The sequence below is a fragment of the Nostoc sp. genome (assembly GCF_036917515.1).
Lineage (GTDB): Bacteria > Cyanobacteriota > Cyanobacteriia > Cyanobacteriales > Nostocaceae > Nostoc.
The window spans coordinates 18,839-45,039 of sequence record NZ_JBALDE010000019.1 but is presented as its reverse complement, the minus strand read 5'-3'; the positions used below and the strand labels follow the sequence as shown (position 1 = coordinate 45,039).

Sequence of the window (26,201 nt, the reverse complement as noted above, 5' to 3'; positions counted from 1 at the left end):
TTTTACTTTCGTTCTAACTTGGAATCATCTTTGCGTTTTCCATTCCCAGGTTTCGTAGCTATAGCCCAGTTTCCGGTGATTCAAAACGTCTATAGGACGCACCAAATCGTCAGATTTAAAATTTGGTAATAGGGATAGTAAATCTCCTAACGCCGTAGCTTTGGGGGTAGACATCCCGCCGTCCCAAGGCCACATTAAGTCTTTAAGATTGTGACCATAAGGCTGACTCTGACCATCGGGAGGATAAAAATCGCTACCTTGATGACCGTTTTCTTGCCATTCAGCCCAGAGACGGTCTACGTTGGCATGATGCAACCAAAATACTGGGTCATAAGGTGAACTTGGTATATTGCCCATAGTCCCCAAACCCTTAAACTTTATGGGTGTCGTGCTTGCATCTATTTGTACCCCACCGACTAAGCCATGAATGTAATTGTGGATGAATCCCCCGGGGGTGACTTTACCCTGCTCATCTACAGAAATAAATCCTTCCAAAGCAGCGCGAAATAGAGAATAGTTATTAAGACTCAGGGCACGCTCAACATCTTTTTTGGGCACAGGATAATCACTGGCAGGAGGTAGTCTTAGAAAACGGACAAGTGATGTACCTAAAGATTTTCCGGTGTCTGGGTCAATATTTAATGCTGGATTCATCACCCAGCCATTTGCAGCCGAGAAAGCCCCTGGCACAGCGCCGCCTGTAAAGTTTCCTTGATTGGGAATTTTGATGGTTACTCCTTGACCGTTGGAACCAAGAAAGTCATCATTAAAAACTACATCAAGCGCTTTGGGGTCTGTCCAATCCCAGTATGGGAGAGTAACAGTTGGGTTTACTGCTTGCAAAGCTTGTTCAAATCTGCGGATATATTCTCGATGCCAAGGGAAAAATGCGGCATTTTCATGAGCAAGTTCTTGGACGGAACCATTGGAATGTCCTGTATGGTTATGAATCAAGCGTGTTGCCCCTAGATGTATGGCAACGAATTGGTCGTAAATACTGAGCTTGCTACCTGCGGGTATGATAGTTTTTAAGGTTTTGATAGCCTTGACAAAGGCTGTTTTATCTGCTGGTGTTAGGTGAGTTACGTTCTTTCTTACTGCTAGGTGAGCGTCTTGTCCTGGAAGATTATAATGCCAATGGTATTCGTATTGTCCGTGGTCAACGCGATCGTGGGCAAAGACTGTAAGCGCACAGGCACTAACTAGAAGTACGCTATAGATTAATATTTTGAAAGATTTTAGCAGTAATTTCATTGTTGTCTTAATCGAAACAGAAAAGCAGGGGAGCAGCACTTCTCTTCGAGACGCTCCGCGAACGACTACGCTCAGTGACCGAGGGGCAGAAAGAGAGAAATAATTGACCTTTCTCTAAACCTCTCTCCTAAGAGGCTACAGTGTACACACAAGTCTGAAATAGCTGATTAACCAGGGTTTTACCCCACCCTAACCCTCCCCTTTACAAGGGGAGGGAACTAGATTTCTTTTTTCCCCAATAAACGGGGGGATTAAGGGGGGTAATTCAACTTGTATGTACACGGTAGCCTAAGAGGAGAATGGCTTTGAATCTTACTCCCCTTCCCTACTAAGGAAGGGATTGGGAGTTGGGTCTGTATTGGACTCAACTGCAAACCGTTATAATTCCCTACTCCCCAGGTCTGCGGGTGAATTTATCCCACTTGTTGAAGAGATGGACTTTCGCGCCGACTTTCTGTAACGGCTGTTTTAAGTTCTCGACAAAATTCTTCTACAGCTTGCAATCCTTCAGTTGGGCTACCTTCAGCTAAACGTTTCACAAAGGCGCTACCAACAATCACTGCGTCTGCTCCCCATTCCCTTACTTGATGTGCTTGTTCTGCTGCTGAGATGCCAAAACCAACGCCAATGGGTTTATTGGTGACGCTTCGCAACTCGGTAATTAAATGCTCTACGCGGTTTTGGAGTTGAGCGCGGATACCTGTAACTCCTGTGACGCTCACTAGGTAGATAAAACCTTGAGATTGACGAGCGATCGCTTCAATTCTATCTTGAGAACTGGTAGGAGCTACGAGTAAAATTACTTCAATTCCGAAAGATGCAGCAGTTTTGATTAATTCTCCTGCTTCTTCTAAGGGTAAGTCTGGTACTACCAACCCTTGCACCCCAGCAGTAGCAATTTGCGCCAAAAACGACTTAATACCCCGGTACAAAATGGGATTGTAGTAAGTAAATAGAATTATCGGCGCTTTCAAACTAGGGATCACTATGTGCAACATCTCTAGCACTTGCTCTAATTTTGTGCCTTTTTGCAAAGCGCGGGTTGCTGCTGCTTGAATCACAGGCCCATCTGCGAGAGGATCGGAGTAGGGAACGCCCAACTCGATGAAGTCAGCACCGTTACGATCTAAGATGCGTAAGGCTTCGGCAGTGGTTTCTAAGTCAGGATCGCCTGCTGTGATAAAGGGGATTAAAGCACACTGTTGGCGATCGCGTAAAAATTGAAAGGAATCAGAGATAGAGGTCATGCTGAAAAACAGTTAATGATTGGTTAATAGTTTTGAAATAATTAACACTTAGCAATTAGCGATGCCCATGCTAAATTTTTTGTAAACGAGTCTTTGATACTCGTGAATGAGGCTTTTAGCTCCGTTAACGAGTCTTTGATACTCGTGAATGAGTCTTTTATCTCCGTTAACGAGTCTTTAATACTCGTGAATGAGTCTTTTATCTCCATTAACGAGTCTTTAATACTCGTGAATGAGTCTTTTATCTCCGTTAATGAGTGTTTGATACTCGTGAATGAGTCTTTTAGCTCCGTTAACGAGTTTTTGATACTCGTGAATGATGTTTTTGAACCTCATTTTTTTCAGTTTGGGATTTGAGTTATAGCTAATGCTTTACGGTAAGACAAAAACTGATAATAATTTATACAACCTGTACAACAATCTTGCCGCGTATAGCCTCACCGCCTTCCTCAAAGGTTTTATGCGCTTGGGCTACCTGATGAAGTGAAAAAGTCTTACTTACAACAGGTTTGATATCACCCCGTTCAATTAAGATTCTTAAGGCATCAAGCTTGGGGCGGGTCTGATCTAAGTGTGTAAAGTGGATAGTAATATTTTTGAAAATAGCGATATTCAAGTCACCTTCAACCCCCGTGATAGTAACAGCGCGACCCTCAGCTTTTGTCACTACCAAACTTTTGGCTAAAATGTCACCGCTAACAGTAGTAAAAGTCACATCAACTCCTTTACCGCCCGTTTCCTGCATAATAATCTTGATAAAGTCTTCGTTGCGGTAATCGATCGCTCTGTCTGCACCGATGGACTTGACAAAATCAGTATCATAACCGCCACAGGTTGTGTAAACGTAAGCACCTGCTGCTTTAGCTATTTGAATGGCGAATGTGCCGACACCACCTGCACCACCATGAATTAATACAGTTTCACCGACTTTGATATTTGCTCTTGCGATCAGTGCAGCCCATGCTGTACCTCCTGCCACAGGTACGCTAGCAGCTTCTAAATGCGATATATTTCTGGGCTTTCTGGCAATAGTTGATTCATTTGCAACATGATACTCCGCATTAGCACCGCCACCTTCTTCATGGGCAATTGCATAATAAACTTCGTTACCTACCTGAAAATCCTGAACATTATCGCCAACGACCTCAACGACACCGGAAACGTCAAAGCCAAGAATTGCAGGTAGTTTCACCCTTGGGCCGAAACTTCCTTGGCGCACCCCGCAGTCGGCTGGGTTCACTGAGGTGGCATAAACTTTGACTAAAACTTCGTTGTTTTTTGGTGTTGGTTTATCCACTTCAGTTGCGACAAAGACTTCTGGACTTCCGAAGTTTGCGATCGCCATTGCTTTCATACAATTGCCTCAAAGCAAAATAGGGAACAGGGGATAGGGGAGGCAGGGGGGCAGGGGGCAGGGAGCAGGGGGAGAGAATAAAGCTTAACTCAAGCGTATTGGGTTAGGCAGGAGCGAGTTTTAGCAAAGTACGTACAGCTTGTTCGACATCGCTTTGTTTAACTAAAGATTCTCCAATTAAAACTGCACGCGCACCAGCCTCAGCGACAAGAGATAAATCAGCAGGTGTATACAGTCCAGATTCGCTAACGACGGTGATATCTAAGCTTTGTAATTGTTGTTGACGCTCTGCTAAAAGTTGCTGGGTTGTTCCTAAATCAAGAGTAAAATCTTCTAAATTGCGATTGTTGATTCCTACTAAATGTAAGTTGTCAAGCTTTAGCACTCGATCCAGTTCAGCTAAGGTATGGACTTCTACCAGTGCATTCATCCCCAAATCGTGAATTACTTGCAAAAAAGTCTGGAGTTCTCGATCTGATAAAATGGCGGCAATCAACAAGACTGCATCTGCACCTGCTGTTCGTGCTAAATAAATTTGATAGCGATCGATGATGAATTCCTTACACAGTAGCGGTAATGCTACTTGTAATCGCACGCTCCGCAGATTATCAAAACTGCCCTGAAAGAACTTTTGGTCAGTCAGGACTGATAAACAAGCTGCACCGCCTCGTTCATAAGCTTGAGCAACAGCTACTGGGTCAAAATCTGCGCGGATAATTCCCCGGCTAGGTGACGCTTTTTTTACCTCGGCAATTAAGCTCGGTTGGTTGATATTTTCTTGCAAAGCAGTCAAGAAATTTCGCACAGTCGGGGCTGTATTTAACTGTTGTCGCAAGGAGGCTAAAGGCAGTTCTTGCTGCATTTTTGCAACTTCTTGCTTTTTATGCAAGACAATATCTTCGAGAATATGGCGGGAAGGAGCAACTTGCTTAGTCATAATCTGTTATAGGGAGCAGGGAGTAGGGAGTAGGGGAGACAAGGGGACAAGGGGACAAGGGGACAAGGGGGAATTATTAAACAAGTCTTTCCCATCTACCTTGTCTACCTTGTCTCTTCTCCATGCCCAATGCCCTATGCCCCACGCCCAATAACTAATGATTCTACAGTTTGCGTATATGTATGCACGACATTTTTTATGATTTCCATACCGACTTCTCCCGCTAGAGTCATGATTGATTCTGGATGAAATTGAACGGCGGCGATGGGAAGTGTCTGGTGTTCAATGGCCATAATTACGTCGTCATCAGAAATCGCTGTTACTTTGAGTTCTTTTGGCAAACGTTGTGGTAGAGCAAACAATGAGTGATATCTACCTACTGTAAAAGATTCGGGTAAGTTTTTGAAGGTGACAGAATTGGAATCGGTGACGAAAATCCGTGAAGATTTACCATGTTGAGGATAGTTGAGAACTCCCAACTCGCCATCAAAAGCTTCAACGATGCTTTGCAATCCTAAACAAACTCCGAAAATAGGAATTTGGCGATGCAGAAGGGCGCCAACAGTTTGTGGAACTCCAAAATCACTTGGTCTACCAGGCCCAGGAGATAAAACAACTAAGTCAGGGCGTTCTGTATCGAATAGCGATTCTGAAAAACCATGACGGAGTGTAGTAACGCTTGCACCAGTTTGGCGAATGTAATTAGCTAGGGTATGAACAAATGAGTCTTCGTAGTCTATTAATAAGATGCGTTTGCTAGATTTTACACCTGGAACGTGTTTACTTAATTTTAGAGAACTGGACTCATCAATTTTCTGACTCGTTTGCTTTACACGCCGAATCGTCTCAAATAAAGCAGCAGCTTTGGTAATTGTTTCTTGTTCTTCTGCTTGTGGTATAGAGTCATAAAGGACTGTAGCGCCAACTCGCACTTCTGCAATGCAATCTTTTAATCGGATTGTCCGCAGAATTAAGCCAGTATTTAAATTCCCGTTGAAATTTAAATAGCCAACTGCTCCACCATACCAACGTCGGGCGCTCTTTTCGTGCTGTTCAATAAAATCTATTGCTGCCCTTTTAGGTGCGCCTGTGACTGTAACTGCCCATGTATGCGAAAGAAAAGCATCTAAAGCATCAAATTGCGATCGCAGAGTACCCTCAACATGATCTACTGTATGTATCAGGTGGCTATATAATTCAATTTGGCGACGACCAATCACTTGTACCGAACCAGGTTCGCAGATTCGGGATTTGTCATTGCGATCGACATCAGTACACATGGTCAACTCGGCTTCATCTTTGTGAGAGTTGAGTAACTGACGAATTTGCACCGCATCATCAAGAGCATCTTGTCCCCGGCTAATAGTGCCACTAATTGGACAAGTTTCAACCCGCCTACCTTCAACCCGCACAAACATTTCTGGAGATGCACCAATCAGATATTCGCCACCTAAATTAAAAATAAATCCATAAGGACTAGGATTTATTTCCATTAAGGTGTTAAATAGTTTGCTGGGTTGGTCTTCATAGCCTTCAAAAAAGTTTTGACTAGGAACAACTTCAAATAAATCGCCTCGGCGGAAATAATCGAGTGCAACCTCAACTTTTTTCGCATATTCGCCTATTTTATGGTCAGCAGTTTGATGCGGTAGAAGATGTTTGCCGCGATAATCTACAGACTCACCTGTTCTAGCAAGATTCTTCGTGCTACCATGCGCTGTCTCAAAATCATATTCTAGACGAAATGCACGTTGCTGATAATAGTCAACAACAATCAATTCATCAGGTAGATAAAGCACCAAGTCACGTTGATCTCTAGGACGTTCCAGACGTTGGGTAATTGGTTCAAACTGAAAAACTAAGTCATAACCAAAAGCACCATACAAGCCTAAATGCTCATCTTCTTGACTAGAGAAAGTATATAGAATTTCACGGACAACTGTAAATGATGAAGGTTGTTTACTGCGTTCTTCCTCAGCAAATAATTTTTTTGAACGTTTAATAAAGCCGACAATATTGTTATTATCTTGGGTGACTTTCTCAAGTTGCTCTGACTGGGATAGGCGCTCTAACAGAAATGGTAAAAGTACTTGACCACGTTCATTCAAAGCTATGAAAGTAAAAGCGTTTTCTTGTGTAGTCAATTCTAACGGGGGATTGACAAATCCGATCGCCCATCTTTTGTATCTGCCTGGATATTCGTAGCTACTCTTTAGCAAGCCTCCACGCTGAGAATTTAAATGGAACAGAATATCTTCGAGGGCAGTGTCCATCTTAACTTCAGTGATGGAGCGAGAAACACTTACACCGCTATTGGTTTTGTAAGAACGGGAATCAAAAATCATGATGAATTTCTCTGAAATAGTTACTAGTCAATTATCAATAAGCAATCATTGGTTATTAATAGTTATTTTTAAAGCAATAGCAAACTTAGATAATGTACTGTCAATCTAAGTCAACTTATTTGAATTCATGCATGATTTCTAAAAAAAGTTATAAAAACCTTTTTGCTTCTTATTTAAGAGTACTAGATGTCAAGCAAACAATACATTGAATAATTTTTCGATTGGATGTCAATTTATTCGCTTTTTATACTGCTTTTCTAGTACATTTACCAACAACCCGATTTCCAAATCTCCGCCTCCCCCAAAAGTAGTAAATAATCTCAAAAAACCTCTACGTACCTACTTTACGGGAAGGCGTTCGCGTAGCGTCTCGTAGAGAAGCGCCTATGGATTTAAAAATTCTCTTTCATCTCCCGCAACAGCGATATTGCTTGCTTATATAAAGACAAATTCACCTCATGAACCTCAATACTTTTTCCAATCCTTTGTAAGAGTGTTAAAGTCAACTCTCCCCCTAAATGTTCGCGAAATTCAATCAATCCCCAAAACAAACAATGAGGATCTTCCAATTCTGATAAATTCTTAGCCAGTTCTGGCACATACAACGTGAAACCCAACGCCAATAAAGTATTTAATATGCGTTGCCACTCTGAAAAATCCAGCAACCCTACCAAATAAGAATAGGTGCTATCCAAAGCAATACCGATCGCCACAGCTTCGCCATGACGCAAGCGATAATTTGTCAAATGCTCCAGTTTATGAGCCGCCCAATGTCCAAAATCCAGGGGACGAGACGAACCCATTTCAAAAGGATCGCCGCTATTGGCAATATGTTCTAAATGCAGCTGGGCGCAACGATAGATAGCCTGTTGCATAGTGTCCATATCTCGCCGCTTTAGGGCTGCGGTGTGAGAGTGGATAAAATCAAAAAAGCTAGCATCCTTAATCAGCGCCACTTTGACTGCTTCTGCGATTCCAGAACGCCAATCGCGATCGTCTAGAGTTGTCAAGAACGTAGAGTCATTTATCACTGCATAAGGTGGCGCAAATGTGCCGAGAAAGTTCTTTTTACCAAAGGCGTTGATGCCGTTTTTGACGCCAACCCCAGAATCATTTTGTGCCAACACCGTTGTTGGCACCCGAATGAGGCGAATTCCCCGGTGAGCAGTTGCGGCTGCATATCCTACCAAATCCAATACCGCCCCGCCACCGATCGCTAATATGTAAGAGTGACGACATAATCCGGCAGCTTCAATCTGTTGCTGGATTTGCTCTACTAAAGTGGAATCGTTTTTAGCAGCTTCTCCTCCCGAAATGATCATCGGTTCAGATGCGATCGCTAATACCTCTCCATAAAACTTGGTATACGCGACTAATTGCTTCACCAATTCAGGTTGATACTTTAATATTCCTGCGTCTACCACTGCAACTACTTTCTTCGGCTTAGTCTCCCCATCTGCTGCAATCACTTGCGCTAGTGTGGGATTTTTCAACTCAAATAAATTTTGAGTGAAATGAACCTCGTAGTCGAAAGTAACCGAAACACGTTGATGAATTAATCTACTTTTTTGGTTGATGTTAACTATCATATTTTTTATTTATCTGCGTCTTTTGTTGTAAATCTCGTCAAATAGCCGCTTTAGCAGTTGTATTTAAAGGCTGTAGAAAAGTGTTAATCTTCTCTTCAAAAAAGCTTTGAGCCTTTTCAAATTCTTGAATTAATGCGTCTCTATCTTTCATCGCTACCAGTTTTGCCAAACTGCTGTAAGTATCAGCTAAAAAGCCAATTGCATCACACCTTTCTTCTGTAGCTAGCATAATATCCACACATAAGTGAGGGTTTTGGTAAAACAAACGTTTAACAATATCAATTTCTTGACGGTAGTTAGGAGTTGACATTGTTAAACTCTGCTCTATGTCAATTTTTGCTTCTGCTAAGAAAACGCCAAGACTAAATCTACAGAAATGTTGGGTTGCTTGAATAATCACCATCATCCGATCGTGTTCTTCAGGCGTGCAAGCAACTAACTCAGCTCCTTGACTTTTAAAAAAGTCCAAAAACCATTGAAATGAACTATCGTTTCGACCTGGACATACCACTACTTTTTGACCAAAAAACGATTTGATATTTGGCCCAAACATTGGATGTAAACCTATGACTGGCCCAGGATGATGTTTGAGCATCGCCTGAGTTGGCTGTACTTTAATACTCGTGATGTCACACAAAGCGGTAGTTGGGGCGAGGTATTTAGCTACACGCTTAATAATATCAACTGTATGCTCAATAGGAACACTTACTATTACTAATTCTGCCTGACTTAACAGTTGATCTGCATGTTCCCAATCATCATGTTCTAGAACGCTAACATTGTTACCTACTAGCGAAAGTTGCTCTTTAAATAATTTTCCCATCCTGCCGCATCCACCGATGATTGTAATTTTTCGGGGAATGAGATGATTTGTTGCAGATTTAGGAATTAGAGTAGTATAACAACTATTTATTACACCTGCCCAAACAGACTCAGGAATACCTGCTTGGGCAAGTAAGGGAGCGACATCAGCCAATTGTTCATCTAAAGAAGGTTGTTCTGATGCTGCTAATAATGATATGCGATCGCTCAATAAAGCGATCAATCTTTGGTCAGTTTTTTTCAGCCGATCTGAATCAGAGGATTTCAAAGACATTTTTCTTGTCCCCAATTTTCAAATATCAACAAGTGATTCTTTAGAACTGATTTTGGGCAAGATATCCAAAGTTGTTGCTTCTTTGGCAATCACATCAGAAAATAACTCTTCATACCGATCTAGCGCTTGCTCAAAGGAATAGTTTTTTACCGCAAACTTTCTCCCTTTGCGCCCTAATTGTGCTGCTAATTCCGGCTGATTATATAAATCCAATACCGCACTTGCCAAAGCATCTGCTGACTCTGGCTCAACAATAATGCCGCCACCGCTTTCTTTGATAGCTTTGGCAGCAGTACCAGCGGCGGGAACTGAACCAACAATTGGGCGACCACTAGCTAACAGCAGTGGTATTTTAGAAGGCATATTGAAAGAAATCACATTGCTCTTTTGCACAATCAACCCCACATCTGCGCCTGCCAACATTTGTGGTAGTTTTTCTCGCGGTTGCAATGGTAGCAGCAAAACGTTATCTGCACCACAAACAAGACAATGTTTTTGCAATCTTTCCAGAGCTTGAGATTCACCTGCTATGACAAAGACAATTTCTTCTAGATGACGCAACCGAGCTGCTGCTTCTATTACTGTCTCCAAACCTTGCGTCAGAGCAATATTACCTGAATAAAGCACTACAAATTTATTATCGAGTTGATGGGTAGCTCTCCAAGAGCTGTTCTCCTTCGGTAAAGGGCGGATAAAATTTAGATTTACCCAATTTGGAATGCAGGCAATTTTATTAGGCGGTACATCTTTATTTATTAAATTATCTACAAAGCCATCGGCAATCACGCTAATCGTATGTGCAGTTCGGTAGGCAAATTTCTCTAAAGCCTCCAGAGCTTGAATCATCCACTTATTGTTAATTAGCCCAACACGGACGGCAGCTTCCGGGAGAATATCTTGCACATTCAGCACTATTGGGCAATTGTATAGCCAAGCTATAAAGGTTGCAGGTAAGCAAACTAGTAGCGGCGGTACTGTTAAGAGAATTACATCAGGTCGCTCACCCTTAAGAGCTTGTGGCAAACTCGTAAAGACAAAGCTCAACTCTAGCAGTAGCCTGTCTACAAGGTTAGGTTTGGACTTAATCCGTAGATAACTACGCTGAATAGTGACACCTTTTTTCTGTTCAGTAACGTATAACTTCCCTCGATACCCATCGTAAATCTGACGCTGAGGATAGTTTGGCATACCTGTGATTACCCGCACTTGATGCCCTCGCTTTACCAGCCCTTCTGCTAGTTCAGTCATCAAAGGTGCAATACCAATTGGCTCTGGATGATAATTGTATGAATAAATCAGAATCTGCATGAGCTGTTAATGTCCTGGAAGCACCTTGATAATGTTGGCTTTGTTGTGTTATCCAGTTTTTATTTCCCTTGTTTTGGATTTAATAACCTGAAATTTTCGTAAGGGAGCCAGTGCATTGCGAAGAGAAGTCTGAACGGAGGCTGCCAACGCTCGAGTACTCGCTAACGCTGTGCTATCTGTAGTAGCAACTGGCATTGCGTTACCGCGAAGCGTAATGCACCAAAATTTTTGAGATGGTGCATTATGCCCTTGACTAACGCACCCTACTAAATTGTTACTTAAGCATCAGAACTTAACACTGTTTTTGCAATTCTTTCTCTAAACTGAAGACAGGCTTTTGTTGTCCGCGTTTGCGCAATGTGACGGTAGCAGCCCCAAGTCCCAGCAATGCTAAACCCAATGCTGAACTAGGTTCTGGTACTTTCTTTGTGCCTTCTACGTTTAACACTTGGACGCGACCTTGGAAGAAATCGCCCACATAAAGCTTGCCATCTTTGAGGGCTGTACCACCCGTCCAGTTAAATCTGCCTGGTGTGAGGTCAAGGGGATTGCCAAAAGGAGGGCCAGTTAATGCTGGAGGTGGGACTGGGTTGCCTGATGCATCTAAGGCTGGTTGACCGTAGGAAGTCAAGAAGTTACCGTTTTTATCAAATACCTGAACGCGGCTGTTGATAGAATCAGCTACATAAACATTCTCTTGATCGTCCACTTCGATGCCAATTGGCTGAAGAAGCTGTCCAGGTCCGCTACCTGCTGAACCAAATGTGTAGAGAGGTTTACCATTTGGATCGAGTACTTTAACGCGGTTGTTATACTGGTCAGCTACAAAGATATTTCCACTGACTGGGGAAATTCTTATACCTGCTACACCTTGAGTTTCTCCAAGTCCAGTGCCCACAGTGCCACCAATGACACCAATTTGCTTTCCGTCAGGTGTGAATTTAAGGATTCTTTCGCCGTTGAAATCACCAACGTACACGTTGCCAGTTTTGTCAAATGTTACACCAGATGGTCCAAAGAAAAGCCGATCATTTATACGAGGGGTAAAATCTCCATTTGCAAAGGATCTAATAAAGTTACCCTGAGAATCGAATTGATTGATGCGGTTGTTGTAAACATCACCAGCATACAAATCCCCTGTTACGGGATTAAAGTCTACAGTTGTTGGCTCGTCAAACTGTCCGGGGCCTGTGCCGCCGGAGCCAATTGCTCCAATATACTCACCGCTTGGACTAAATTTTTCAATTTTGTCACCAAGGTTGTAGTTAGGAGTACCATCCGGGTTAACACCGCGTCCGTTAGATACAAGGATATTACCTTGGCTATCCACCGCTATGCCTTGGGGAACAAACAGTTGCCCAGGGCCGAAGCCAGGACTGCTGATACTACTATTGTATTTTAATGTTACAGCTTTGGCTTGGGCTACTGTTGCCAGCACCATGAATCCAGTACCGAGAATGCCGATTGAGAAATTTTTGACTAACCCCATGAGTTTGAAGTCCTAGTTGTATGAGTGTATACTCTTTCCTAGACTAATTTTGTTCCCAGTCCCAGTTCGGGAACCTTGAAATTCGGGCTGCTGCCTCTTGTTTGAAATGCAACTTTCTCTGTAAGGCAGCAGCCTCTTCTGTAAGCTTTACCTGACACCAGGTAAAGAGGAATTAGACTATCTCTGCTTTGGCTAGCAATTCACCCGACTTTTCTTGGCGTTTGCGCTTGGCGATCGCACCAGTTGCACCTACACCAGCAAGTGCTAATAAGCCAAGTACTGAACTAGATTCGGGGATTGTTGTAACTATACCATCCACCCGAACAACTTCCCCTCGTCCTGGGCCGACACCGCGATTGGTAATATAAATCTTGCCATCAGGGCCAATATCAATTCCATCAGCCGAATCTAGCCCTTGACCTGCGGCAACAAGTGTTGTGCGAGTGCCATCGGGAGCAACTTCGATCAGAGAACCAGGTAGATTTGTAATGTCACCCCCTAACTGGGACTTATCGCTGAACTGTAAGACGAGCAAATCGCCTTTCTCATCAAAGGTTAAGTCTGTGATGTGCGTAAACCCATCCAGAAAAACTTCTGGTTTAAGATCATCACCGATGCGGAAAATCCGTGATTTACCTTGTGGATAAGGAAAACCCGTATATTCGCCAACGTATAAAGCTCCATCGGGGCCAATTGCGCCACCTGTGGGTACTGATTGAATTGCTACTTTTCCTCCTGGAAGCTCCTCTAATAGCCCAGGAGGTAATTGTAATCCTGGTGGTAAATCTGACTTACTAATGATGTTTTTCGGAATTGCGATCGCCTCGGATTTACTTCCATCAAGTTTAATTTTGTAAGCAGTGTTCCCACCCCCATCAACGACATAAGCACTATCCCCATTAATAGCCAGGTCATAGGGATTGGTAACTACATCCCCTTTATCTGGATTTTTGGTGATTTCATTCTTGGCAAAGTCAAAAATACTGTTGAGAGATCCCGTCTTTAAGTCAACTTGGTACAGTTGTGCTAAAAGCGGTGTATTCAAAACTTTATCGGGTGTTGATGGTGGGAAAGTCGCAAGTTGCTGTGGTGGGAGTACCGATTGCGAACCAAGGTTAAGTGTTGCTAGATCGCGGTTTCCTGGATAACCAGCAAAGCCAGTCAGCAGATAAGCTTTTCCTTTAGAATCAAATTGTATATCTTCAATACCAGCACCTTGGTTGCCAGTGGGTTGCTCTGCTAAAGACTGAAAGTTATTAAGTAGACGCTGTTTGGTCCCGTCTGGTGAAACTTTGACAAGTGAACTAGTATTACCAGCACAGATAGGCTGAAACAGGGTACTCGGAGATGGTTGGCAATTTCCGTTACCGCCGATACCTGGCTCTGCTACGTAGAGACTGCCGTCAGGGCCAAAGCTAACACCCCGTGCATTACTGACTCCATCGACAACTGTCGTTAGGGTTGCAGCTTGTGCAGATAGTGTTCCACAAATAGCAGTAAAACAAAATGTAACAGATGTAAGAGCAAATGACTTGAGTTTCATACCTTTGGAAATTGAGAGTTAAGTAATTTGTTTGGGGAAACTTTTATGGTTTTAAAGACAACGAATCCCAGTTTTTGAGAAACGCAGAGTAGACAATGCCCTTTTTAGAGGCACTGATATTGGTTTGAAACTCTTTACTTGAGCGCCACAACTCTATCTATGGGTGGTTGTGTAAGTCTCTTCTTGTGCAACAAACCAACGCCTAAGGCAGCGATCGCTAATACACCTAAAACAGAATCAGGTTCAGGGACAGATTTGCTATTCTCAATTCTGAGAATTTGTCCTTCTCCTGGGCGATCGCCTCGGTTGGTGACGTATACTGCACCATCAGCACCAATGGTCAGAGCGCTAGGTGACTCTAATCCATTGCCACTCAGAAGAGTTGTGCGTGTGCCATCAGGAGCTATTTTGATTACAGAACCATCAAAATCACCCTTCCAAGCTGACTGATTGGCGTACTGCAAAGCATATAAATTGCCCGCAGAATCAAATTGCAGGTCTGTGAGTTGGGTAAAACCATCAGCGAAGACTGTTGGCTTGCCATCAGCACCGACTCGATAGATTTTTGCGCCACCTTCTGGGAAGGGAAAACCAGTAAATTGGCTGACATAATAAGCGCCATCTGGGCCTTTTGCCACACTTGAGGGTACTGCTTGAGTTGCAAACTGCGATTGCACTGGTTCACCTTGAGATGGAACCTGTGCCGGCTCATTGGATGGGGTATCAGAAGGTGGAAAGACTGGATTCGTCAAGATGTCTTTAGGGAAGGTGGTAATAGCTTGCAAATTACTGCCACCAATGTTGACACCCAGTAAGTCATTTGCACCTGCATCAGCTGCAACTAACTTATTACCATCTATGACAAAACCCAAGGGATTGCTATCGACATCACCACCATCGGGATTATTGGCGAGTTCATAGTTAGCTAAATCTGCAACACTCGTCCAGGAATTGGTATTAAAGTCGGGAGCAATGATTTTACCGAGGTCAGTGTTACCCAAATTGCGATCGCGAAAGGTTGGATTCGCCCCATACCCAATCAGAACATAAGGTTTACCCTTCTGATCGAATTGGATATCACGAGGGCCACCTGCTCCAGTACCATCTGGTAATGCTATAGAAGGAAGTCCTGTCAGTATGCGCTCGGTTTTACCATTCTCAATTTTGCTAACTGCCCCACTTGTGCCATAGCATAAAGAATTGCCTTGACCACTTGCTGGTGGAACACAAGCTCCACTTCCCCCGATTCCCGCCTCTGTAACATAGAGATTACCATCAGGGCCAAAGCTCAGACCACCAGCATTATATAGACCGTCGGCGATTACTGAAAAGGATGCGGCTGACGCAGCTTTCATTCCCGAAAAAGCGGCAACACAAAAAGTAAGGATAGTAATAGTAAGTGGCTTGAGTTTCATGTGTTGCAATACAGCTAATCGTGGGGAATTGAGGGGTGAATTTTAAACGCAAAGAACGCTGAGGGAAGCGCAGAGGGACGCTGAGGTTTTAGTAATTGGTAACTAGTGATTCTGGAGTTTTTGGTAGATAGCTCATTCCCCGATCAAATGATTTTAGGTTGCCTGCTTTGGCTTCGAGTAAACGTTTGATGTTCATGCTCTCAGCACCAAAGTCTTCAATTTGAAGTTTGCCGTGACTAACAGTTGCATCTGTTTTCCAGAATGTGATTCGATGCAGAATGAAACCTGAAGCTTCAGGATCGGCGAAAGAGTATGCAGTTGGGATAAGTAACGCTACAGAACGCTGATAATATTCGTAGTCTGGGTAAAAGTGTTCTTGTTCAACCAAGTAGTATTTACTCAGACTATGAACTCGCACAGAAACTTTTACCTTCTGGTCATATTCATCTTTGAATTCTCCTGAATCAAGACCAATCTCACCATTTGGTCGTAGTAAATGTGCCCATTCATCTATATTTTTTAGGTCTTTCAAGTATTCAATGCCGATTTCAATTGGGGCATCAACATAAATAGTGTCAGTATCAATAAAATAGCGTCCTTTGGCTGCTGCGGTCAAACCAGCTTTACGTTCTAAATTACCTTTAAGAGAACGACACTCAGAAGTGTGTACTGTGTGAATTCCCTGCATAATCATCTGAGTCTGCCGTTTGGGATCGACAAAGCTCAACCAGTGAAAATACACACCTTTTTCATCTGTTCCTGGCTCAATGTAGTCGGTGGGAAACAGCAAAACAGGATAAACCTGAAAATATTTCTGATACTCTAATCCACAATGCCACTCAATACCGTAGAAAAGTGGATTTTCTAGTTTTTTAACGTGATAGTAAAGATTTTTGTGATAACCGGATGCACTTCCGAGCCAGGTATCTTCATCAATTTGCTCTTTCATCCGGCTGTAAAGCGTCCATTCATCTAAATTCTTTAAACTACAAAGGTAGTTAAAGGCGCTCTCTGGTGAAGTCGCAATATAAGCTGATGTCGCAAAGGTATTTTTTTCCATTGTTCACTCCTGAAGATAATAATAATTAAGCTGCGATCGCTTTAGTCTTGGTTCGCTTATTATTGATCCGGTCTTCTGCTAATCGTCTGGCAGCATCGTTAGTAGTAACTCCTTGCTCTTTAGCAATCTCAAAAATTGCTAATAGCGTGTCATAAATGTTATGTACTTGCTTAAAAGCTTTTTCTTCGTCATAACCAATCATTTCGTTATAAACATTGATTAGCCCTCCGGCATTAATTACATAATCAGGACTGTAAAGAATTCCTTTTTTAGCAAGCATTTGACTATGTAATTGTTCATTGTCCAATTGATTATTAGCTGCACCAGCAATAATTTTTGCTTGCAGGAAAGGAATTGTATGACTATTAAGAATTCCTCCTAACGCGCAAGGAGCAAAGATATCTACATCAAGTGAGTAAATTTCGGTTGGTTCTACAACAGTTGCGCCAAAAAGTCGTTTTACCTCTTGTGCTTTTACTGGATCTACATCACTAACAAAAAGCTGGACATCATGCTCATGTAGATGCCGACAGAGATTTTTCCCGACATTTCCTAAGCCTTGAACTGCAACTTTCATGCCATCAAGTCTTTTACTCTGCCAACGAGATTCTACAGCAGCTTTAATTCCGAGAAAAACTCCTAGTGATGTTATCGGAGCAGGGCCACCGGACTTTTCTGATACCCCAACAACATATTTGGTTTCTTGACTAATTGTCCGTACATTGTCAGGAGTGATATTAACATCTTGTCCGGTAATAAAACGTCCATTTAGACTATTAACAAAACGTCCGTAAGCTCTCAACAAATCGTCTGTTTTATTTTCAGGATTAGCAATAATGACTGCTTTTCCCCCACCGGCCGGAATGTTTGCACAGGCTGCTTTATATGTCATTCCCCGACTCAGACGCAGTGCATCTTTTAAAGCAGCTTCTTCGTTGACATAAGGCATAAGTCTTGTAGCTCCCATTGCTGGGCCCAAGCTCGTATCATGAATGGCGATTATTGCTTTAATTTCGGGATTTTTACCATGACAAAAGAGAACTTGTTCGTGACCCATTTCTCTAACAGTTTCAAATAGCAGCATTTTCACCTCTCGATATTGGTTGGAATTGTTTAGAGAAAGTAATGACCATTACAAAATATAAAGAAATAGACACAAAAACACTCTTGAATATTAAGATAAGATGAAGTTAGAAAAGAGTAATCTTCAAAAATAAGACATTCCAGCTTTGTAGGTGTAGTTGTTGCCTAGAATAAAGTTTTTGCCGCTTCTAAATTCATCCTTCATGTTTTACTGAATGGACTAATCCAAACTGCGTTGTAAATTCCGCCTTTTTGGAGTGTTTTAGTGTCTATAAGAATTGAATGAGATTGCAAGCTTTTAAAATCAAATCATTGGAAATGAAACTTGCTTGGCTGCATTTTTCGCGGGAGTTGATTTAATTCCTTGGGCTGCCAAACTTTTATTACGTCCACCAGAAGGTGCTGGGCGATCGGCATCAATCACTACATCAATTAAAAAGGGAACAGTTGATGCGATCGCTTGTTCTAATGCGGCTTCAATATCCGACTCTCTGACGACGACGATCGCTTCTGCTCCCATCCCACGAGCAATCATCGCAAAGTTTGTCGGTGGAATTGTTGCATCTGCACCCGTTAATCCCAAGATTTTCATCCCTTGATGGCACATGTTGTAACGCGCATCGTTGAGTACAATCCAGATAGCAGGAATTTTGTACTTCACGGCTGTGCTGATTTCGTTATTCATCAGCATTGCTCCATCACCAACAATCCCTACAGCTTTGCCATTGTTTGCCAATGCTGCACCCAACACTCCTGTGACGGCGTGACCCATTGCGCCGACTCCGGTACTGACTCGGTAGCGATTGGCTTGGGCAAATTGCAGTAGATGTGTTGACCAAGTAAAAGAGTTACCGCATTCTGCCATGACTACGGCATCGCTACCCTCAACAACGAGCTTTTGAATTGCTGCCATCAATACTTCTGGTCGCACTGGATAGTCTACGTCTGGAGCAGGTTCAATTGCTTTGTGTTCTGGACGAGGTAGGGAGATTGTGGAATCAGGAGCATCTGGTAATTGCTGCAACAACTCTTGCACAAAAGCTTTGATATCAGAGCAAACCCCAAAAGTTTCAACGTGTGGATAGGCTACACCTGGCACTTCTGGGTCAATATCGACATGGACAAAGCCTCCTTTTGGAACTAGCGCCGAACTCCAGAAGGAAGTCGGTTCGCCAAGGCGGGTTCCTAATACGAGTGTGCGTAGTGGAGGTTGCTGTTCCATATAAGTTAAGACGGAAGCATGACCGCCTAAACCAGTGACACCCACAAACTGGGGATGATCTTCGGGGAAGATACCTTTACCACGAGGTGAGCAGATAACCGCGGCTCCAGTTTTCTCAGCAAGTTGGAGGATTTCGGCTGCTGCGTCACGCGCACCGAAACCAACCCAGATAGCAAAGGGGCCAGATGATAATAACTCTACAGATTTAGCGATCGCTTCTTTTGAAGCAGTGATCCCAAACGGAGAAACATCTAGTTGGGGTAAGGCTATATTCTCAACTAAACTTGTTTGCACTGCGGTAGGAATACTCAAATGGGCAACAAATCCACCTGGTTGCGCCATCGCTAAAGCCAATTTACGAAAAATCTGCGGTAGTTGAGCCGCAGATTCAATCGTGATTGCATAGTTGAATAGCGCTCCTGAGGTAAAAATTCCCCCACTGGGCAAGGTATAAGTGCTGGTTTCTTGAATTGCCCAGCGTCCACGCTGTGGTGCTGAGGTGCAAGCTGACAGCAAAATTACCTTGGCACCTTCCCCACGAGCTGCAAATAATCCGGTGATCGCATTGGTGATCCCCGGACCTGCTGTGGTAAAAACTACAGTGGGGCGATTATTTGCAAAGTAAGCTTCAGTGGCGGCAAATGCGGCTCCGGATTCATGGCGGAAGTTCAACACTTCTATGCTGCTATTGGATAGCGCACCCCAAAGGCTGGCCATTGCACCACCGGCGACACCAAAAGCGTAGCCTACTCCCAAATTTTCCAACATTTGAGCGATCGCACCGGCAACTGAGAGGGTTGGGGCTATTTCATCGTTTAAAAAAGGCTGAATTCCCTTACTATTCTCTGATTCATCAAGCTTACGAGAGTCAGAGGTAGATTTTACATCGCTGTTTGTTGGAAGTTCCTTGTATGGCTCAGTGGTGATGAGAGGATTTGAACCAGTATAGTTTTGACTCATTGGTTTCAGGTAATTACAGAAAGTTACACAAAGGCTTTTTAGTTTACAATCACAGCATTGGTAATTTTTAATACAAACAACTCTGTTGTCTTTACACCCATGACCTAGCTTGGTCGATTCTAGAAACGGTTAATCGCTGCTGATTGATGGTTGTGAGCACACTACCAAAAATTTTTGAAAAGTATACAGCAATCAATCTAGGCTGTACTTCTTGTTACCAGAATAAAGGAGGTAAAGACTATTGTGCAATCAAAAATCTTTTGATAAAGAGTGTCAAATTTTTCGCTTCTACTGGGATGATTGCAGTGCTTAGTAGGTTGGCGGGGAAAAACTAAATCATCTAAAAGGATGTAAACTAGCAACTAAGCTTAATTCAAGCACGTCTCATAATCTTTACAAAGCTTAATATAGTTAGCTTTAATAGTACTGATCTACTGACTAAAGCGCCTGGGGAGGTTCTTAACTTGCGATCAGTACTATGATTAAATCCTAATTTGCAATGTAAAATCTTTTGATCGGGGTGTCAATTCTTTCGCTTTTATCGTGATTATGACATTTTCAACTTAGTCGCTGTAAAAAATTGATATTTTGCGATCGCTGCCAAGATAGATCACCAAATTTACAATAGAAAATCTTTTGATCTAGTTGTCAATTCTTTTGCTTTAGGACTTAGACAACTATTATATTTTTTCGTAAAGGTTGTTTAGGGAAGCCAGCGCCCTAATCAGATAATCTGATCTTGTCTGAACTGGCTTTCTATGAGCAACTGGCTATCTTCTCTTTTCACAAGACACTCTGCAACTACAACAATTTGGCGGTCTTTATATTATCGCCACCAAAAATTCTTTAAGTCAATTATTTGTAACGATAAAGACATCGTTTATTAACTTTTTATGTTTCCTTTGAGAGATGACTAAGCCTTAACTACGTAATAATTTATTAAAATGTATTTTTTAAAACTTAAAAATTTAAAAAATACATTGAGTAGATTAATACAATGTTTCTTTATGAAAAAAAACACACAATAATATACGTAAAAATATACGTATTTTTTAATATTAATGTATTTCTTACGACAGATGACTAAGCATATTGTTCTATAGTTAAATTCTCTGAGAGAGTAAGTTAAGATAAATTAAGAAAATAAATTGATGAGTGAAATTTGTTCATTTAAGCCAAGCCCAGCCCTGCAAATTCATTTATGTTAAAAATCAAACGACTCTAGACTAGTACAGCACGGCGTAAATCCAGCTACCATCTCAATTAACCAGACAAGTGGCTCTGAGCAACAGGTTATAGTTAGGCAAACTTCCGCCATAGTGTACTAGTAGTTCGCTAAAGTCTGTGGTGAGGGAAAAAGTTAAAGGTTAAAAATTTTTATCTTTTAACTTTTTCCCAGTCGAAACCCAGCAATTTTAGGTTGATAAACCATTAGTTAGCTCTGGTGCAGGGCTAGTTGAAATTTAAAATATCTTTTCTACTTATAGATTAAGAGTTTTGAACTCTTATCTAATAAGGTTTATTGACTAATCTGGATCTGATTTGTCTAAATTTTGTGTTGCTATAAAAAGCTATTGAAATCAACAATATATTTTAAATATTTAGATTTTTTTTATAAACTTTTAGTTATAAAATTCACTTTTAATTGGTATGATAATTTTTGTAAAAGTCATTAATAATATTTGTTAATCTCTGAACGAATTCTATTTGTAAGTAGCCTAATAGTGCATCAAATATTTCAGCAAGTTATGATTATTAGCTCATTAATAGCTATGGTGCTGATTGATTAGCAGGAGGAAGTATGAATATAAATTCTGGCGATTATACATTAGCTAGATCAAACAATCAGTGGGCGCTACAACCAGAAATAGAGATGAAGTTTGCTCACTTCCTAATAAATCATGCTGTAGATGCTGCCTTCTGTTTAGGAGCAAACGCGCAGTTTCTTTACGTCAACGATGCCACTTGTCTGATGACTGAGTATTCCCGTGAGGAATTACTTTCAATGAGGCTGCATGATATAGATGTAGATTTTTCTCTGCACAATTGGTCAGATATTAGCTCACAAGGTTCCCTGACCTTTAAATCTCGCTATCGGACAAAAGGCGGTCGGATATTTCTGGTAGAAATATCCATGAACTATGTAAAACACCAAGATATGGAATTTGGCAGTGCCTTTGTTCGTGAGAAAACTGATGAAATAGTAGAGTTAAGCGTTCAAAAATGGACTGATGAATTAAGGGATGCCAAAGACAATTTGCAACAAGAATTTTCTCAAGTCAAGGCAAAAGAAGTAGAACTAGAAACATCTCTTTCTTTACTTCGTTCTACTCTCGAGTCTACTGCGATTGGTATTGTTGCAGTTAACTTTGAGGGAGATATTCTGAGCTTGAATCAGAAATTTATGGATATGTGGCAGATTCCAGAATCCCTAATACTATCTAAAAAATGTCCTCAATGCAAAGCATTTTTTGAGAGCCAACTTAAAGATCCACAAACCTTTAATCGGATGATTTGGGAAATATCTAGCCAAGCTGATTTCGAGAGCTACGACATTCTAGAGTTAAAAGATGGAAGAGTTTTTGCACACTATTCTAAACCTCAGTTGCTTGAGGGTAAAATTATTGGGAGAGTATGGAGTATTTGGGACATTACTGAATCGAAACAGACTGAAGAAGCATTACGACTGAACGCAACTAGATTTCGGACTTTAGCAGAAACGACACATACCTGCACTTTTTTGATTCAAGGTACGCGGCTTTGCTATGTAAATCCAGCAGTGGAGAAACTCACTGGCTACACAAACGAAGAACTGACAACAGGCTTTGAACTGCGCCGACTGATTAAAAGCAAAAAACGTAGGCAGGTACGCAATCATGGTGGTACAGGTAATTTTGAATACCAAGAGATAAATATCTTGACAAAAAACGGCACGGAGCGCTGGCTAGCTTGCGCGGTTGCCATGCTAAATGGAGTGCTGGATTTTGGAGGAAAGCCAGTCGAACTGATTGCAGGCATCGATATTACCGATTACAAATATGCAGAATTAGGTCTAAACCAGGCTTTAGAACAAGCAAAACAACTTAGCGAACTGAGAGCACGTTTTCTTTCTATGGTGTGCCATCAATTTCGGACTCCGCTGAATATTGTTTCATTTTCTAATAGCTTACTCAAAGAAGAAGTAGACAAACGCACACAGAAGAAAATACAACCATTAATCGATCACATTCAAAAAGCTACCGAACAACTCAGCCAGATGTTGGATGATATTTTGTTCTTCTCTAAGGCAGAATCAGCAAAAATAAACTGTGATCCCAAACCGCTTGAGTTAGTTCAGTTTTGTAATGATTTAGTTGCACAAATGCAGATGAGAATTAGCCAAAACTCGATTCATTTTATAACTGAAGATAAGTCATTAACAGCCTGCATAGATAAAAAATTGTTAGAGCCTATTTTGAATAATTTGCTCGACAATGCAATAAAGTATTCCCCCTCCCAGATAGCAATTGAATTGAAATTATATTGCAAAAATGAAAAATTAATTTTCCAGGTCAAAGATAAGGGGATTGGTATTTCAGCAGTAGATCAACAACGAATATTTGAGCCATTTTACCGTGGTAGTAATATCGATCATATACCTGGTACCGGAATAGGACTATCGATTCTTAAAACCCTTGTAGATTTACATCATGGTCAAGTTTCTGTAGAAAGTCAAATTTGCGTGGGCACTACATTTACTGTGATATTGCCACTAATTCAATCAGAGTTTACTAGTACCGAGTTATGAGTGTTGAAATGAAGATAGTTGTTAATTGAAAATTTAACAATCATAACTGTTGGAACGAAGTAATTAATCTCATGCTTATTTACATACTCAGCAAATAGTCTTGTAAGCAGCTTCTACAAAAAGTGATGGTAGTAAAAAATCATGTCTGAATCGTCAAATAAAATTCTTGTCATTGAAGATGATAACGTTACCCGCAATCTTTATTTAAAGGGTCTTGAGGCTAAAGGTTTTGATACGATAGGTGCTGACAACGGTTTTGCTGGTATCCAGCAAGCACAAAAGCATATACCCGATTTAGTGATTTGCGATATCACGATGCCTGATATGGATGGTTATAGCGTTTTAACTACGCTACGCCAAGATCCGTTTACAGCAACAGCAATTATTCCTTTCATTTTTCTGACTGGCAGTAGTACTAGAGCAGATGTTCGCAAAGCTATGGAATTGGGAGCAGACGACTATCTTACCAAACCCTCTACACTAGACGAATTGGTGAGTGTGATCGTTACTCGCTTAGAAAAGCAAGCTATTCTCAAATACTGGTGCAATATTCAATGCAAGAAAACTACAAAATCAGTATTTGCAGATAATACTACAGCGATCGCTAGAGATGTTGTCACAGCCTTTGATGAAGAAGTCTCCGATCAAGATCCTTCTAAGTCAATTTTTCCCTGCATTCCTCAATTAAAAGAAGTTTTTGATTTTATCGAAGCTCATTATCATCAAGGAATTACTTTGTGTGATGTGGCTGTTGCTGTTGGTTACTCACCTGCTTACTTAACTAACCGAGTAGCAAAGCAAACAGGAGAGACTGTAAACTGCTGGATTGTCAAACGTCGGATGGCGGGAGCGCGTTTTTTACTGCAAAATAACGATCAGACAGTCGAGAAGATAGCAAAAGCATTGGGCTATCAGGATGTATCTCATTTCTCCCGCCAGTTTCGCCAACATCACGGTTTACCTCCCCAAGCTTGGCGCAAAGAACATCAGCTTGTATCGTAAAAACAGGTACAATGCTAAGAGTGCTGAAAGCAGATTTGACTGTTGTGTTAGCAAAAAAGGAATCGTCGAAATAGGATTTACGATGCCTGCGGTTTTTGCTAGCCTACGCATCTAGCAAATATGGAAAAAGAGGAAAAAGGGCTTCAGGCAGTATATCCATCCCCATTGTCCTTTATCCTCAGAAGACTACCGAGTTACCTAATTCAAATAAATAGTTGTGTAAACTCATATATTAAATCCACCCTACCTTTACGTAACATCGCTGGATCTAATCTTTCAGTAGTGTTGCAAGTCATCAAGACAACTAACCGTTGCTGCATCTGAATACCAGAGTCATCAATTACACTCTGATACAAAGTGCCATCTAGCAAACTCAGAATGTGTTCGGTTTTGTTATTGTATTGCGCTACCTCGGAAGCACGATTTTGCGCTAGATTATCAGCTTCGTTAATAACGATACAAATACGCTCTATATAAGTCGGTGGAACAAAATTAGCGATCGCATCATGATCTAAAATAAAAATTACATACCCTAAAGGTACAAGAATTTCTTTTGCTACTGCCTGTGTCCACACTGTTTTACCAGTACCTGGTTGCCCATGTACAACAACCGCTAACTGGTTTTGATTCAGAATTGCTTGCTGTACAGAATCAGTAAAGTTTTGAATATCTGCGGGGAATGTCCGAATGGGAAATTGACTATGAACTTTGCCTACACGACTTTGATATCCACTCAGCATTACTGCTAAGTCGTAAGTCGCTTTGTTAATTAGTGGCGCGAGATTTTTTGCCATTAAACTATATTGTCGTCGCCCGCGATCGTAGGGATCAATTTGCAACCAAATGTCATGCTTAGACCAGTAAGCGTAAACAGTATTAATAACGTCTAAGCGTTCCCAGCTAACAAATCTATCTATCGGAAAATAAAAATCTCTTTCTGAGTAATACTGGGTAATAATATCAGGATTACCTAACACACCTAAAACTCGCAGTACAGTAATTTCTTGCAGTCGATTAAGAACATAATCAATAGGAATACTACTACGACTAACAAATTGGACAATAGGCGTTTCCGTACTCAAAACATCTTTGTAGCGATGATCTGGTGATTGAGGATCTGGCGTGATGTAATTCCAAAACTTTTCAACTTCGTAGCGGGTATTATCAGATACAACACTTAATAAATTCGCCCACCAAGCATAATTATTTCGTCCTAAAACATCAGCAATGTTACTCGCTAAATTAAAACTTTTTTGAGTTAATTCGCGGGAGTCACTGTACAACAGTTGCCATAAAAATCCCCAGTCTAACTCTCGGTTAAACGGTCGCCAGCCACAAGCAAGTAAGCTTTGCCGAGTATTATTTGTAGGAGTGCCTTCATTGCTTCTAAAATAATCAAAATCCATATTTATCGGTTATGCAGCGTTAATTCAGTTATTTTGTGTTAAGTAGGAAGTTTTGAAAAATTTTCTTGTAATATCAACTAATTGTGTACAAATGGCAATTTTGT

The 26,201-nt window shown here is 41.4% G+C and carries 17 protein-coding genes; 2 read left to right on the top strand and 15 right to left on the bottom strand.

Annotation, left to right across the window (positions count from 1 at the left end):
* Nucleotides 1-24: 24 nt before the first annotated feature.
* The 14 genes from V7K89_RS01910 to scyA all read right to left on the bottom strand — a co-directional run bounded on the left by V7K89_RS01910 (nt 25) and on the right by scyA (nt 19,902).
* Nucleotides 25-1,254 carry a tyrosinase family protein gene (locus V7K89_RS01910; RefSeq protein ID WP_335184061.1) on the bottom strand — a complete coding sequence of 410 codons (1,230 nt, stop codon included), beginning with the start codon at nt 1,252-1,254 and terminating at the stop codon, nt 25-27.
* A gap of 413 nt (nt 1,255-1,667) precedes the next feature.
* Nucleotides 1,668-2,501, bottom strand: a complete 834-nt coding sequence (trpA, locus tag V7K89_RS01905; protein ID WP_335184060.1) for a tryptophan synthase subunit alpha — start codon at nt 2,499-2,501, stop codon at nt 1,668-1,670.
* A 400-nt stretch (nt 2,502-2,901) separates the two neighbouring features.
* The gene (locus V7K89_RS01900) at nt 2,902-3,846 is read right to left on the bottom strand and encodes a zinc-binding dehydrogenase (RefSeq protein ID WP_335184059.1); all 945 of its coding nucleotides are present in this window, start codon (nt 3,844-3,846) and stop codon (nt 2,902-2,904) included.
* Nucleotides 3,847-3,958: 112 nt separating this feature from the next.
* Nucleotides 3,959-4,792 carry an indole-3-glycerol phosphate synthase TrpC gene (gene trpC, locus V7K89_RS01895; RefSeq protein ID WP_335184057.1) on the bottom strand — a complete coding sequence of 278 codons (834 nt, stop codon included), beginning with the start codon at nt 4,790-4,792 and terminating at the stop codon, nt 3,959-3,961.
* Between the two features lie 134 nt (nt 4,793-4,926).
* Nucleotides 4,927-7,137, bottom strand: a complete 2,211-nt coding sequence (locus V7K89_RS01890; protein ID WP_335184056.1) for an anthranilate synthase — start codon at nt 7,135-7,137, stop codon at nt 4,927-4,929.
* Between the two features lie 392 nt (nt 7,138-7,529).
* Complete coding sequence (locus V7K89_RS01885) at nt 7,530-8,726, bottom strand: 3-dehydroquinate synthase (protein WP_335184055.1); 1,197 nt, start codon at nt 8,724-8,726, stop codon at nt 7,530-7,532.
* 37 nt (nt 8,727-8,763) lie between these two features.
* Nucleotides 8,764-9,822: a bifunctional chorismate mutase/prephenate dehydrogenase gene (gene tyrA, locus V7K89_RS01880; RefSeq protein ID WP_335184054.1), complete on the bottom strand. Its 1,059-nt coding sequence runs from the start codon at nt 9,820-9,822 to the stop codon at nt 8,764-8,766.
* Nucleotides 9,823-9,840: 18 nt separating this feature from the next.
* Nucleotides 9,841-11,130 carry a glycosyltransferase family 4 protein gene (locus V7K89_RS01875; protein WP_335184053.1) on the bottom strand — a complete coding sequence of 430 codons (1,290 nt, stop codon included), beginning with the start codon at nt 11,128-11,130 and terminating at the stop codon, nt 9,841-9,843.
* 292 nt (nt 11,131-11,422) lie between these two features.
* Entirely contained in the window at nt 11,423-12,619 is a 1,197-nt protein-coding gene (gene scyF / locus V7K89_RS01870) for a scytonemin biosynthesis PEP-CTERM protein ScyF (RefSeq protein ID WP_335184052.1), read from the bottom strand.
* Nucleotides 12,620-12,791: 172 nt separating this feature from the next.
* Nucleotides 12,792-14,162: a ScyD/ScyE family protein gene (locus V7K89_RS01865; RefSeq protein WP_335184051.1), complete on the bottom strand. Its 1,371-nt coding sequence runs from the start codon at nt 14,160-14,162 to the stop codon at nt 12,792-12,794.
* 134 nt (nt 14,163-14,296) lie between these two features.
* Nucleotides 14,297-15,577, bottom strand: a complete 1,281-nt coding sequence (locus tag V7K89_RS01860) for a ScyD/ScyE family protein (protein ID WP_335184050.1) — start codon at nt 15,575-15,577, stop codon at nt 14,297-14,299.
* Between the two features lie 88 nt (nt 15,578-15,665).
* Entirely contained in the window at nt 15,666-16,637 is a 972-nt protein-coding gene (gene scyC / locus V7K89_RS01855; RefSeq protein WP_335184049.1) for a scytonemin biosynthesis cyclase/decarboxylase ScyC, read from the bottom strand.
* Nucleotides 16,638-16,662: 25 nt separating this feature from the next.
* Entirely contained in the window at nt 16,663-17,721 is a 1,059-nt protein-coding gene (gene scyB / locus V7K89_RS01850) for a tryptophan dehydrogenase ScyB (RefSeq protein ID WP_335184048.1), read from the bottom strand.
* A gap of 303 nt (nt 17,722-18,024) precedes the next feature.
* Complete coding sequence (gene scyA, locus V7K89_RS01845; RefSeq protein WP_335184047.1) at nt 18,025-19,902, bottom strand: scytonemin biosynthesis protein ScyA; 1,878 nt, start codon at nt 19,900-19,902, stop codon at nt 18,025-18,027.
* A gap of 1,801 nt (nt 19,903-21,703) precedes the next feature.
* On the opposite strand from scyA, the gene V7K89_RS01840 reads away from it, so the two are divergent.
* Both V7K89_RS01840 and V7K89_RS01835 read left to right on the top strand, forming a co-directional pair.
* The gene (locus V7K89_RS01840) at nt 21,704-23,689 is read left to right on the top strand and encodes a scytonemin biosynthesis sensor histidine kinase (RefSeq protein ID WP_335184046.1); all 1,986 of its coding nucleotides are present in this window, start codon (nt 21,704-21,706) and stop codon (nt 23,687-23,689) included.
* 141 nt (nt 23,690-23,830) lie between these two features.
* On the top strand, nt 23,831-24,691 hold the full coding sequence (locus tag V7K89_RS01835; RefSeq protein WP_335184045.1) for a response regulator transcription factor: 861 nt from the start codon (nt 23,831-23,833) through the stop codon (nt 24,689-24,691).
* Nucleotides 24,692-24,894: 203 nt separating this feature from the next.
* Here the strand turns inward: V7K89_RS01835 and V7K89_RS01830 are convergent, their stop codons facing one another.
* A complete protein-coding gene (locus V7K89_RS01830) occupies nt 24,895-26,097 on the bottom strand; it encodes an AAA family ATPase (protein WP_335184044.1) in 1,203 nt (400 codons plus the stop codon).
* Between the last annotated feature and the right edge of the window lie 104 nt (nt 26,098-26,201).

Bases quoted from the DNA above. Each gene is read 5' to 3' on its own strand.
- V7K89_RS01910 (WP_335184061.1), bottom strand. From the start codon at position 1,254: ATGAAATTACTGCTAAAATCTTTCAAAATATTAATCTATAGCGTACTT.
- trpA (WP_335184060.1), bottom strand. From the start codon at position 2,501: ATGACCTCTATCTCTGATTCCTTTCAATTTTTACGCGATCGCCAACAG.
- V7K89_RS01900 (WP_335184059.1), bottom strand. From the start codon at position 3,846: ATGGCGATCGCAAACTTCGGAAGTCCAGAAGTCTTTGTCGCAACTGAA.
- trpC (WP_335184057.1), bottom strand. From the start codon at position 4,792: ATGACTAAGCAAGTTGCTCCTTCCCGCCATATTCTCGAAGATATTGTC.
- V7K89_RS01890 (WP_335184056.1), bottom strand. From the start codon at position 7,137: ATGATTTTTGATTCCCGTTCTTACAAAACCAATAGCGGTGTAAGTGTT.
- V7K89_RS01885 (WP_335184055.1), bottom strand. From the start codon at position 8,726: ATGATAGTTAACATCAACCAAAAAAGTAGATTAATTCATCAACGTGTT.
- tyrA (WP_335184054.1), bottom strand. From the start codon at position 9,822: ATGTCTTTGAAATCCTCTGATTCAGATCGGCTGAAAAAAACTGACCAA.
- V7K89_RS01875 (WP_335184053.1), bottom strand. From the start codon at position 11,130: ATGCAGATTCTGATTTATTCATACAATTATCATCCAGAGCCAATTGGT.
- scyF (WP_335184052.1), bottom strand. From the start codon at position 12,619: ATGGGGTTAGTCAAAAATTTCTCAATCGGCATTCTCGGTACTGGATTC.
- V7K89_RS01865 (WP_335184051.1), bottom strand. From the start codon at position 14,162: ATGAAACTCAAGTCATTTGCTCTTACATCTGTTACATTTTGTTTTACT.
- V7K89_RS01860 (WP_335184050.1), bottom strand. From the start codon at position 15,577: ATGAAACTCAAGCCACTTACTATTACTATCCTTACTTTTTGTGTTGCC.
- scyC (WP_335184049.1), bottom strand. From the start codon at position 16,637: ATGGAAAAAAATACCTTTGCGACATCAGCTTATATTGCGACTTCACCA.
- scyB (WP_335184048.1), bottom strand. From the start codon at position 17,721: ATGCTGCTATTTGAAACTGTTAGAGAAATGGGTCACGAACAAGTTCTC.
- scyA (WP_335184047.1), bottom strand. From the start codon at position 19,902: ATGAGTCAAAACTATACTGGTTCAAATCCTCTCATCACCACTGAGCCA.
- V7K89_RS01840 (WP_335184046.1), top strand. From the start codon at position 21,704: ATGAATATAAATTCTGGCGATTATACATTAGCTAGATCAAACAATCAG.
- V7K89_RS01835 (WP_335184045.1), top strand. From the start codon at position 23,831: ATGTCTGAATCGTCAAATAAAATTCTTGTCATTGAAGATGATAACGTT.
- V7K89_RS01830 (WP_335184044.1), bottom strand. From the start codon at position 26,097: ATGGATTTTGATTATTTTAGAAGCAATGAAGGCACTCCTACAAATAAT.